7 protein-coding genes and 2 pseudogenes are annotated in these 11,616 nt (G+C 61.6%); 1 reads left to right on the top strand and 8 read right to left on the bottom strand.

Features of this window, described 5'->3' with window-relative positions:
• From egtB to ACN2C8_RS19455, 6 genes and pseudogenes are all read right to left on the bottom strand, one after another.
• Positions 1–2,163 carry an ergothioneine biosynthesis protein EgtB gene (gene egtB / locus ACN2C8_RS19430; RefSeq protein ID WP_419256007.1) on the bottom strand — a complete coding sequence of 721 codons (2,163 nt, stop codon included), beginning with the start codon at positions 2,161–2,163 and terminating at the stop codon, positions 1–3.
• Between the two features lie 214 nt (positions 2,164–2,377).
• Positions 2,378–2,479 (bottom strand): annotated as a pseudogene (locus ACN2C8_RS19435) (hypothetical protein); the annotation flags it as partial.
• A 10-nt stretch (positions 2,480–2,489) separates the two neighbouring features.
• Positions 2,490–2,866 (bottom strand): annotated as a pseudogene (locus ACN2C8_RS19440) (transposase); the annotation flags it as partial.
• A gap of 386 nt (positions 2,867–3,252) precedes the next feature.
• On the bottom strand, positions 3,253–3,861 hold the full coding sequence (locus ACN2C8_RS19445; RefSeq protein WP_419256009.1) for a CDP-alcohol phosphatidyltransferase family protein: 609 nt from the start codon (positions 3,859–3,861) through the stop codon (positions 3,253–3,255).
• A gap of 12 nt (positions 3,862–3,873) precedes the next feature.
• Positions 3,874–5,142 carry a NupC/NupG family nucleoside CNT transporter gene (locus tag ACN2C8_RS19450; RefSeq protein WP_419256011.1) on the bottom strand — a complete coding sequence of 423 codons (1,269 nt, stop codon included), beginning with the start codon at positions 5,140–5,142 and terminating at the stop codon, positions 3,874–3,876.
• 12 nt (positions 5,143–5,154) lie between these two features.
• Entirely contained in the window at positions 5,155–8,151 is a 2,997-nt protein-coding gene (locus tag ACN2C8_RS19455; protein WP_419262259.1) for a TonB-dependent receptor domain-containing protein, read from the bottom strand.
• A gap of 609 nt (positions 8,152–8,760) precedes the next feature.
• Between ACN2C8_RS19455 and ACN2C8_RS19460 the strand changes: the two genes are divergently transcribed.
• Positions 8,761–9,021 carry a hypothetical protein gene (locus ACN2C8_RS19460; RefSeq protein WP_419256014.1) on the top strand — a complete coding sequence of 87 codons (261 nt, stop codon included), beginning with the start codon at positions 8,761–8,763 and terminating at the stop codon, positions 9,019–9,021.
• A 229-nt stretch (positions 9,022–9,250) separates the two neighbouring features.
• Here ACN2C8_RS19460 and ACN2C8_RS19465 read toward each other — a convergent pair whose 3' ends face one another.
• Entirely contained in the window at positions 9,251–10,672 is a 1,422-nt protein-coding gene (locus tag ACN2C8_RS19465) for a dihydrolipoyl dehydrogenase family protein (protein ID WP_419256015.1), read from the bottom strand.
• On the bottom strand, positions 10,669–11,379 hold the full coding sequence (locus ACN2C8_RS19470; protein ID WP_419256017.1) for a TVP38/TMEM64 family protein: 711 nt from the start codon (positions 11,377–11,379) through the stop codon (positions 10,669–10,671). The genes ACN2C8_RS19465 and ACN2C8_RS19470 overlap by 4 nt, the downstream gene beginning before the upstream one ends.
• Positions 11,380–11,616 lie beyond the last annotated feature (237 nt).

The following is an 11,616-nucleotide window of genomic DNA, read 5'->3' on the forward strand; positions in this document are numbered from 1 at the left end:
TCAAACCTGGGCTTTGAGAACATAAATCGCGAATGTTGGGCTCGCGCTGATCCAGCGATCTAGCACCGTCCAGCCACCGCGCGCAGCGATCGCCTCGAAGACCGCAGGGGCGTATTTATAGGAGTTTTCGGTATGAATGGTTTCGCCGGCCGCGAACCGGAAATCGTGTTCGCCAACCATCACGAGTTGGTCTCGAAGGCTCTCCAAATGCATCTCGATCCGGCTCTCGTCGGCGTTCCATACAGCGCGGTGTGCGAAGGCCTGAGGATCGAAAGTCCCGCCAAGGGCGAGATTGATGTGCGCGAGGATGTTGAGGTTGAAGGCAGCGGTAGTACCCTGCGCGTCGTCATAAGCCGGCACCAGAACGTCGGGACTTTTGGCCACGTCTGCGCCGACGATAAACAGAGCCTCTTCGCCAAGGAGCGTCCGAGCGCGACGTAAAAGCTTTTCGGCTTCTTCGGGTGGGAAATTACCAATTGTCGATCCAGGAAAGAACCCCACGCGAGCGTGCCCCTTCGCGCCCTCCGGCAGATCGATCGCTCGCGTGAAGTCATTTACTAGCGGCTTGACCAAAAGCTTGGGGTAGGTTTCCCGCAAGATTTCAGTCGCCGTACTCAAGGCGCTTTGGCTGATATCGATGGGCACGTACATTGCCACTTGCGGTGCGGCGTCGAGCACAATGCGGGTCTTTGTGCTAGCGCCGCTGCCAAACTCGATCAACGCTGCACCCTCGGGGATCCGCGACGCTAGATCCGTCGCTATACTTGATAGCAACGCGGTTTCGGTGCGGGTTAGATAGTATTCCGGCAATTCGCAGATTGCCTCGAAAAGCTGTGATCCTTTTTCGTCGTAGAAGTACTTAGAAGGTAGAGATTTCGAATTGGCCGATAAGCCGGCGATCACATCTTCGAGAAAGCTGTTTTCGGGTGTAGGTTCGCTCGTTCGATCGTCATCAGCAAGGCGAACACCTGAAAACATCCACCGGCTAGCGGGATGGAAGAAGTTGCGATAGGTCGACCGCGAATGGTCCGGCGGCGTCGCCAGAGAGCCGCCACGCAGGGTCATCTGATTGACCATGAACTTGCCGTTGTACTCCCCTAACGCTCCTGGTCCTGGCCGGAAGCCAGGAAATGGAGCGTAGGCGCTCGAGGTCCATTGCCAGGTCTCTTCGAAGAGCTGGCGTATTGATGTGCCTGCTGAAAGGTTCGTGGCGGCTTCCCACTCAAATTCGGTTGGCAAACGGTACCCGGACCAGGCCGCGAAGGCGACAGCCTCGTAGTAACTCACATGAACCACGGGCGAGTGCGGATCCACGGGGTGACGTCCCTGGAGCGTCATGGTGCTCCAACCCTCGCTTTCTCGACGCCAATAGCCAGGCGCTTCCCATCCTTCAGCGCGTGCTTGGGCCCACCCGTCCGAATGCCAGAACTCGACGCGCAGATAGCCGCCGGCCTCGATGAAAGCCATCCACTCGCCGTTGCTGACCAGGCGGTCTGCCAGTCTGAATGGCGCGAGATAGACCTGATGACGAGGCCGTTCATTGTCGAAGGCAAAGTCGGTGCCGACCGCGCCAATCTCAACGATTCCGCCAGGAAAGCGACTAAACTGCAGCGAGCCGGGGCTCACGTAGGTTCTTGGCTGGGTGGACAAATAGGCCGGGCTGAGTGGCGACTGAGCGAAAAGATGGAGGATATCCATCAGAATGAGCTCCTGATGTTGCTCCTCATGCGCTAGGCCAAGTTCAAGTCTTTCGATGATCTCCGACGTCAACGCGCCATCCAGAAGCTTCGCCATCGCTGTGTCGACATGCGCGCGAAAATGACCAACCTCCGTTGCCGAAGGACGGGTGAGCAGGCCTCGTTGTGGGCGCGGCTGCCGCGGCCCGACAGCTTCATAGTAGGAGTTGAACAGATAGCTGTAGGCCGGGTCGAAGACCTCGTAGCCTGGCAGGAAGGGCGTGAGCAGGAACGTTTCGAAAAACCAAGTCGTGTGCGCGCGGTGCCATTTTGTCGGGCTTGCGTCCGCCATTGACTGCGCGCTTTGATCCTCTGGCGACAATGGTCCAGCCAGACTCTCGGTGCGCCGCCGAACAGTGATGTATCGGTCTGTCGGGGTCTCAAGGGTTGGAGCGAGCCCGACCAGAGATATTTGGTTTGAGGTCATGAGCGCTCCTGACGGCACACGAGATTCTTTGATGGCCAGTGACGACAAGGCCTCGCTACCCTTGACGAGCGCATTCTGGCGCAACGCTTGAACTATGTTGCGGACTGAATCGGCAGCAGCGGAAAAACGAACTTGGCCTACATCGCGTCGTTGCCAACGACCGTTCCGTTTACAGGAATGCACCATCTCATCGGGAGCGGGCGCGAAGGGACTTGACCTGCCTCTGATCTTTCATCCAGCGCGAACCGGAGTCCCGGCACTGGTTACGCCGTATGGCGCGGTTTGAGCAACAGGCCGGGCCGTGGAGCTTCCACATTGCGCAGCGGGTCGGCCTTGACGATGGAGCAGGTCCGCCGCTCACTGATCTCGAACATTGTCCGCAGATGAGCGACGCTTTCGCGCACGGCGGCGGGCCCCACCATTTTGTTGAGAGCAGCTAGTTCAACGCTGCCCTGTCGAGCATGGCGTCGGCCAGCAACGACTTGAGCCGCCGGTTCTCCTCCTCCAGCGTCTTCAGCCGCTGGGCCTCCGACACGCTCATGCCGACGAACTTAGCCTTCCAGGCGTAGATCGTGCCTTCCGACACGCCGTGTTTGCGGGCCAACTCACCCGCCTTCGCCCCCGCCTCGTTCTCCCGCAGAATCCCGACGATCTGCTCTTCCGTAAATCTCGCTCGCTTCGTGTCCGCACTCTTAAGGGCCAGAATCTAGCCCTGCGCGGAGGAAAAAATCAGTGGTAGGTAAGACTTTCCGTCGTTGAGACGGCCTCTGTAAGAGAGCTCAATGCAAGCCCGACTTTGTCGTCACGGGCTCGCCGATGGCTGATGGGGTTCGCCCGGCCTATGACCGGCAGCAGATCTAGGCCCGACTAGGTTCAAATTTCTGGTCAAGGTTATTTCGATCAGATCGTGGATGTTCCCACTTGCAAAACGAGGGTGCGCCTGGGCTCAATAACGGGCGGCTGATGACAGTCGCGGGGATTCCCCTGTATAGATGCACGACATCGTCGCCAAAAATTGGCTTCACAGTCTCATTTCGCCCGAAAACCCAAGTTTAGTTTGGCGTCGCGCGACCGACGAAAGACAATACGTCAAAAATCACCGAAGAGACGGCGTGCGGCTAGACTTCTTTGGACAACCGTTATCCCGCACAGGCCTGCGAAAATGGACGCCAGGATGGGGAACCCCGCAGGCCAAAGGCACATCAGCACAAAGGCCAAGATCGTCTCGGTCCCTTCGGCCAAGCCTGTATTGTAAAAGAAGCTTTTCTCGCCGTGGGCTGTTGTTTCGAGCCCACGCTGCGCCGCTAGGGTCGCAAAGGCGAGGAAGCTAATGCCAGTAAGCGTGAAAGCTCCCACGAGAACCAAGGCGAATGGGAGATTGGCGGGGTTGGTGAGCCCAAAGCCAACTGGCACCGCAACGTAGAACATGAAGTCGACAACGATATCGAGGTACCCCCCAAAATCGGTTTTTCGGGTGGCCCGAGCGACGGCGCCGTCGAGTCCGTCCAGCAAGCGACTTAAGGCGATGAGCGCTAGCGCGGCGCCGAAATGTCCGGCGGCGATGGACACCCCGGCGGCGAGGCCAAAGGCCCCTCCGACCGCCGTAACTTGATTGGCGGTCACGCCGATCCGCGCCAGCCGCTGGCCCACCCAGTTGAGTGGCGGATCGATAAGGGGCCGTAGATGCGCGTCGAACATGGCTTCCCCCGCTCAGATCAGCGTCACAAGGCCGATAACCGCTCCGGTCATCGCCGAGGCGCAATTGCCAGCTAGCCATGACTTCATGCCCAGAGCTGCCACCTCCGCTCGGCGGCCTGGCGACAGGGTTGCGATGGTCGACACCAGCAGCCCCACGCTTGCCAGGTTGGCGACCCCGCACAGTGCATAGGTCACGATCAGCCGGCTGCGCAGGCCGAAGGTCTCGACCGGCAAGGCGGCCAGATCCAGGTAGGCGACATACTCGTTGAGAATGGTCTTTGTCCCCATCAGGGCGCCCGCCGCCGGCGCCTCGCTCCACTGGACACCCAACGCCCACATCACTGGCGCGAAGACCCAGCCGAACGTCCGCTTCAACGTGAGCGGCTGACCGTCGACCAGGGGCAGAACGGAAAGCGCCTGATCGACCAGAGCGACCAGAGCAAAGACGACGATGATCACCCCGATCACCGCAAGGAACAGCTGAACGCCGTCCATAGTCCCGCGAATAATCGCGTCGATGCTGCTCTCGTAGCGGAGCGTCGACTCCGGATCATCGGTGCTTGTCTTGCTATCGCCAGGCACCATCAGCCGAGCGATGAGGATAGCGGCCGGTAGCGAGATGAGCGAGGCAGAGATCATATGACCAACGGCGTTGGGCACCGTGTGCGAGAGGGTGGTGGCGTAAAGAACCAGGATCGCACCGGAAATCGTCGACATGGTCAGGACCATGACCGAGAAAAGTTCGGAACGGCTCATGCGATCGAAGTAGGCGCGAAGGACGAGCGGTGACTCCACTACTCCTAAAAATACGGTCGCACCCGCACCAAGCCCGACGGCTCCGCTGACCCCCAGGGTGCGCCGCAACGCCCAGGAAAGGCCGCGCACCACCCAGCCTAGGATCCGCCAGTGCCATAGCAACGCCGCTAGGGCCGAGAAAACGATCACAAGCGGCAGAATCTGGAATGCGATGATGAGAGGAGGCGAGGCCCCTTCCTTCAACGCAAAGGGGATGGGCGCGCCGCCGGTGTAGCCGAACATGTAGCTCGACCCGACCAGGGTAGCCTGTTCAATCGCATCCACAGCATGGTTTGCGTAGCCGATCAGGCGCCAGACGAAAGGCACATGGACGATGAGCAACGCGATGCCGATCTGCATGGCGACGGCGCCGACGATCCAGCGCCAACTCGGACGGGCTGCGCGGTCTTCCGACACTCCCCAAGCGAGGAGTAGAATGAGAGCAATTCCGATCAGGCCCTGGGCCTGGCGTGCGACCTCGATCATCTCACACCGGCCTTAGAACTTCCACGCCAAGCCCAGCTGGAACTGGCGCGGCGGCCCAGCATTACGCTGGACGAACGGAGCGCCACCTCCGAACTGGACCTGATTTGACGTCGTGGCGGCATTGGCGAATCCAGATTCGTTGTTGGTGTTGAAGACGTTGAAGACGTCGGCGCTAAGTTCAATCGACCTATGGCGCGCTGGCAGCACGAACCGCACGCCCAGATCCACCGTCGTCGACCACGGCAGGCGATCGGAATTGCGCCGCGCCCCAGGATAACGATCTGAGTTGCCGACGAAACTTTCCCCGAACGACTGGCCGTCGCCGTTGAGATCCTGGGTCCCGAAGATCGACGCGTCCGGCGTCAGATTCACCGGCTGGCCAGATTGGACGAGGGCCGCAAGCGTCAGTGTAAGGCCGTTGAGTGGATACAAAAAGCCCACAGCCGAAATCACATGGCGGCGGTCATTGGCGGACGGTCCAAAATCAGCATCGAAGGCGTTTGCGTTTGAGGCGCGGAAATTAATATCGTCCGTGTCGTTGTTCAATGTGGCGAGCGTGTACGACAGCCTGAAGGCATAGGCGTCCTCGTCCTGCGCCTTATTGATCTGCAGATTTAACGCCTTGTAGGTTGAGCGGCCGGCGGTTTCCGAAACTGTGATCTGCCGCGCGCCACCCGGCACGACGGCGACAGGGCGGGTGGCATCCGCCGTCGATTGACTGCGGACCAGCCCGAGGAATTGGGCGAGCGCTTGGCGTGCGGCGTTATCCGGCTGAGCCCGCAGCAGAGCGACGTTTGCCACTGTCAGCGCGGAAATGTTGGGGGAGAAGGGCGCAGGAGCATTGAGGTCGCGCAGGCGCAACAGATTGTACGAGCGGTTGTAGATGAGGTCCGCGCCGACCGTCAGACTTTCGCTTGGCTGATACTGGTACCCAATGCTGAACTGCTGACTGTATGGGCTCTGGTAGCCGCTCGGGCTCAGGATCCGCGCCTCATTGATCGGCGCCGTACCGCGAAGGCCCTGGACGGCGTCCGGGGCAGGACAGGCGGTGACGGTCGCGCAGGGCGGGCTGACGGTCAGGTTGCCCGAGAAGGTCAACGGGGCCAGGGGGACGCCGTTCTCTATGAGTCCTACTTTTTGGAGTTCAACAAGTTGGCCCAGAAACGCCGCTGAGGTGGTGCTGCGTTGGAGCCCGTCAGAGATCACGGCGTAGGGTATCTTGCCGTAGTAAACGCCTGCGCCGAGCCGCAGGGATGAGCGCGCTCCCGGATGATAGTTGACCGCAAGGCGTGGTGCGAAATTGTCGACGTCGCCGCCGCCTGCACCCTTTGATGTGAGCGAATCGTAGTCCCAACGCACCCCCAGTGTCGCGGTCAGCGCCGACCCAATCTGCCACTCGTCCTCAGCATATAGGGCCAGCAGTGTCTGGTCGGTCCCGAACGCCGCAGGCTGCAGTTCGACCGAATAATCGAGCACCCTTGGATTGAGCACCAGTACATCGGCGGCCGTTAGTCGCGCGCCCACACCTTTCGCGTTCAACGCGGCAAGCGCTGCTGGCGTAAGCTCAAGGGTGTAGTTTCCATCGCGATTGCCGCCGCCCAGAAGGTGGAAGTCGGATCTGATGATGTCTCCCCCCACGCTGAACCGGTGGTTTCCTGAGCGCCGCTGCAAGCGATGCTGCGTCTGCCAAGTTTCCTCAAGGTCATTGAAAACATAGCCTGGGTGTCCGACGACGCCGATCGTGAGTCCGGACTGATCCCGGATCGTGGCCTGCGGGCCCGACGCGCCTTTAGGCTTACCGTAGTTCCAGCGAAACCGGCTGAACTGGAGGGCGCCGTTGTAGGTCCAATCACTGCCCGAATAGCTTATTGACGCCGCCAGCAGAGCTGAATTGCGGTCTTGGTCGGAGCCCGCAGACGGAAAGGTTACATTCCCACCACCCAGCGAGCCACCGGGGCGGTCGATGGTGACGAGCCCGATATTGCCCCGAAGCGATACCCTCCATTCGTCATTGAGGTGATGATCCAGTCGCAGGGAGCCGAGCAGAAATTCGTTGTTACCGGTGATGTTGGTGACGGTGTTCAGCGCTGGAGCATCAAGGACGTTGGTATTGCGGTCACGAGTATATTCCAGACTGGCGTAGAAGAAGGTCCGGTCGCGAACGATAGGCCCGCCAATCGAGGCCCCTGCCTGGCGCCGCTCGAAGCTGTCGCCCACCAGATTGCCGCTAAGGTCCCGTCGGGGGAAGGCAGAGCGAGCGTCCAGTGGGCGGCCGGGCCGGATGAGGGTGTAGACTTCGCCATGGTAGTCGTTGCCCCCTGAGGGCGTCGTGTAGTTCACGATGCCGTTCGCCGTTCGACCGAACCCAGCGGAGTAGTTGTTGGCCAGCACGGTCACTTCGCGAGTGAAGCCTAGGGGGACGGGGAATTTTAGCCCGCCCAGGAAGTTCTCGTTATTGTCGAGGCCGTCGATCAGATAGTTGGTAAACAGCGCGTTTGCGCCGTTGATCGAAACCACCGGCGCCTCGGTAAAGAAGCCCGTCGAGGGCACGACATTCGGCAGGCGTACCAGGGCGCTGAGGACATCGCGGCCTTCGATAGGCAGGGCGGCAAGCTCCTCTCGGCCGAGAGACGCTGAGATTTCCGCATTCACCGTATTGACGCGGGTGATAGCCCGGCTGCCGGTGACGACGACTTCGGCGACGGAGGGCGCAACGACGAGCGTCACCGAACTGGAGAAGTTCGCCCTCAACTCAACCTCCCTAGCCGCAAGCGCCCTAAAGCCATCGCCGTCAGCAACCGAGATTTGGTAGGCTCCGCCGGTTGCCAGCCCCTCCAGGCGCACCTTGCCGGCGGCGTCGGTCCTCATCGTACGGACATAGCCGATCGCTCGGTTCTTAATCTCGACTTCGACGGCCTCGACAGGTTCGCCGGAGTCGGCGCGGACAACCGCGATCTGCAAACCCGCCTGCTGGGCCAAGACGGGTGTCGCCGCGGCCAGAGCGACCAAGGCGCCAATTGCTGTTGGTGGAAGCAAAGATCGCATAGTTGAATTCACCTGGATTGAGGGACCCGCATCCACGCTCCGCGCGGGGGGACGTTCTAGAGGTCTGGGCAATGCTCGCCCTGGCGGCCCCCTATCGCGGATGGGGATCCAGCCAGGGGAAGGGCGCGCGAAGAATTCCCCTTGGTCAACCGACTCGGTGACGACAGCGCTGGCGGCGGTCCCGCCGGCGCGCTGCTCTACCGAGATAGCGTCAGGCGCGAACGCCTCATGCGGGGCGGGGGCGGGGGCGTTGGCGGGGTTCGATTAGTGGCTCGAGCGTTACTGGCTGGAGGGCCAATCTAGCTTCCTCAGTCATGACTCTTCCTGAAACGAGGGGGCGATCTTCCACGGATGTGTGTGGAGCGCCGCGGCAGTCGATCGCGGGTCTCATCGAGGTAATTCGTTTCCCAGCGCTCCGTGGTTACAGCCTGTGGTGAATTGGTCAGAATCTTTTTGGACCGAGCTCCAGACTGATCGCCGACGACGCAGGCGCCCTCAATCCGCAGACCTCAAGGTCGCACGCACCGATACAGCCACGGGCCTCTAGCAACATCACGACGGCGGTATCGGGACATGATGGAGCCCGCCTACATCCTCTTCGAAGCCACCCATGGCGAGTTCGCCTTCGGCTGTGTCACCGGCTACTTCGCCGCCGTGCAGTTCGACTGGAACAGAAACGACGAAATGGATGAGGCCCAGGGCGACGGATGGGCTGAACTCCAATCCGACGGCTCCCTCAAGGGCCAAATCTGCTTCCACGGCGGCGGCGAAGCCAACTTCCTCGCCCGGCGCGAGACTTCTTCAACAGCCTCAGATCCCGACAAATCGCCTTGATCGGTTTGCCCGCCGCATACTCACGGCGAACCCGCACCACTGTCTCCACGACCAACATCCCGATCTCGACCGCCAGGTTAAACCAAGCCGCGGTGCCTAAACCATCGGAATGAGGGGTCCCTTTTAGGCGCCGATCACCCCGCTAAGGGGGTTCTTTTTCCACGCCGCTGCACATTCCCCGGCAAGCGACGCAACGGTTCTCGTTCATCAGTCTGCGACTCTTTATGTCCTAGCCGAACCGCTTGAGCACCGACACCAGCCGACGCGTCGCAGGCGAGAACAAAGCGCCGGTGAACCACTGTCCCGCTAGACGTTTGTTGATCTCGCCGCGCGTTGGATAGGACGCGATCATACCGGTCAGCTGGCTCAGCTTAAGCCCCGCGGTCATGGTCAGAACCCATAGCGGCAGGTGATCACCGGCATGGGCGCCGACCAGGGTCACACCGAGGACCTTCCCCCGCCGGCTGGCGATCAGTTTGGCAAAGCCGCGGATGTCGCCCTCCGCCTGGGCGCGGTCATTGTCGGCGAAGGGCTGAACCAGTACCCGGACATCATCACCATGGGCCTCCCGCGCCTGGGCTTCGGTCAATCCGACGGCAGCCAGTTCGGGATTGCTATAGGTCACTCGCGGCACCACCAACGCGTCGGCGTTGATCGGCGCAGCGAACAGCGCCTTGCGCACGAAAAGTCCGGCGTGGGCTCCGGCCAAGTGGGTGAACTGTCCGCGCCCGGCGGCGTCCCCGATCGCGAAAACGCGACGGTTGCTGGTCCGCAGCGACCGATCTGTCTTCACGCCGGCGCGATCGAACACCACGCCGGCCGCCTCGAGATTGAGGCTATCGAGACTGGCTTTGCGGCCAAGTGCGACAAGGAGGTGGGATCCTTCGATACGCCGCTCTCCATCAGGACCGGAGACAATCACGGTCGGTCCAGCCTCCACCCGCACGGCCCTGTGGCCGGGCAACAGGGTCAGTCCGTCAGCCCTCAGCTGCTCAATCACCACGGCGGCGGCGGCGGGGTCATCACGGCCAAGGATGGCCTCGGCCTCAATCAGGGTGACTTCCGCCCCCAGCCGGCGGAACGCCTGACCAAGCTCGACGCCGATCGGTCCGCCGCCCAGAACAATCAGATGGTCCGGCCGGGCCTTGAGCTCGAAGATGCTCTCGTTGGTCAGATAAGGGATCCCGTCGAGGCCAGGAATGGGTGGGATGGCCGCGCGTGAGCCTGTGGCGATGACGACCTTTCGGGCGGTTACGCGGACGCTGTCGCTCTCAATGACCCGGCGATCGCGGAAGCGGGCGGCTTCGCGTACGACCCGCACGCCCAGGCTTTCGAAGCGTTCCTGACTGTCGATTGGAGCAATCTCGGCGATCACGCGATGCACGCGAGCCATGACCGCCGCGAAGTCAACGCTGACCCCCGAGGCGCTGACGCCCATTGGCCCACTGTGAGCCGCCGCATGAGCGGCGTCGGCGGCGGCGATCAAAGCTTTGGACGGCACGCAGCCGTAGTTGAGACAGTCGCCGCCCATCTCCCCCTTCTCAAAGAGCACAACCTTCAGCCCCAGTTGGGCAGCGCCGGCGGCAACAGACAGCCCACCAGAGCCGGCGCCGATGATGGCCAGATCAGCGGAAATTCGCTCCAGTTTCACGAGATGCTCCCTTCGCGACCACGGAGTCTCTGGAACAGTGTTGTCCCTAGCGACAGCAGACCCAAGGCCACCAGCGGACCGATGACATAGGGTTCGAAAATGATCTTGAGGTTCGGTTCGCCGCCGCGCGCCAGGACCTGGCCAATACCCGCCCCGACGCTGGAATATATGAAGGTCCCTGGCATGATGCCGATCAAGGTCGCCAACGCGTAGGCACGAAGAGGGGCGTTGGCGAGAGCCGAGGCGACATTGACCAACCAGAAGGGCGCCAGCGGGATCAGTCTCAGAGTCAGGATATAGCCGAACGCGCCGTCCCGAACGCCATCCATAACGGCCTTGAGCTTCCCGCCCGAGGCCTCGGCCCGCTCCCGCAGCACCGCGCCCAGAGACGTCCGCACAATGGCGAAAACGAGGATCGCGCCGATGGTGGCTCCGATGACCGTCGCCGCGCCCCCCAGCCAGGTTCCAAACAGGAAGCCCCCTGCGAGAGTGAGGATAAGTGCGCCTGGGATGCTGACGGCGGTAGCAGCCGCGTACACGCCGATAAAGACCAGAAGGCTCAGAGCCAGGTTGTCGGCGACGAAACCCCGAAGGAGGGCCTCATGGGCCTGCAGGGATTCAAGACTGAGGTATCGGGTCGCGCCGCTGGCGAACACGGCGACAACCGCCAACAGCAGAAGCAGTAGCGGCATCAAGCGTTTGAGCATCAGGATGATCCTTTTGGCGCCAGCGAGAGCGACGATGCTGACGTTCGCCCGGCGCCGGTTGCGTGCGCCGGAGACTGATCGCGAGGTTTCGGGTAACGGCTATGGCGGTTGAGCGTGTGCCGCGCCAGGCTCCAGGGCAGTGCGCCAGCCCAGGTGGACAGCATTGGAGCAACGAAATCACGCCGCTTTTGCTGATGCGGCCGGACCTGGACAGTTTTTTCATCATGCCAGATACGC

The sequence above is a fragment of the Caulobacter sp. ErkDOM-C genome (genome assembly GCF_048541825.1).
In the GTDB taxonomy this organism is placed as follows: Bacteria; Pseudomonadota; Alphaproteobacteria; order Caulobacterales; family Caulobacteraceae; genus Caulobacter.

Excerpts from the sequence above, each read along its gene's own strand:
- egtB (WP_419256007.1), bottom strand. The coding sequence starts at position 2,163 with ATGACCTCAAACCAAATATCTCTGGTCGGGCTCGCTCCAACCCTTGAG.
- ACN2C8_RS19445 (WP_419256009.1), bottom strand. The coding sequence starts at position 3,861 with ATGTTCGACGCGCATCTACGGCCCCTTATCGATCCGCCACTCAACTGG.
- ACN2C8_RS19450 (WP_419256011.1), bottom strand. The coding sequence starts at position 5,142 with ATGATCGAGGTCGCACGCCAGGCCCAGGGCCTGATCGGAATTGCTCTC.
- ACN2C8_RS19460 (WP_419256014.1), top strand. The coding sequence starts at position 8,761 with ATGATGGAGCCCGCCTACATCCTCTTCGAAGCCACCCATGGCGAGTTC.
- ACN2C8_RS19470 (WP_419256017.1), bottom strand. The coding sequence starts at position 11,379 with ATGCTCAAACGCTTGATGCCGCTACTGCTTCTGCTGTTGGCGGTTGTC.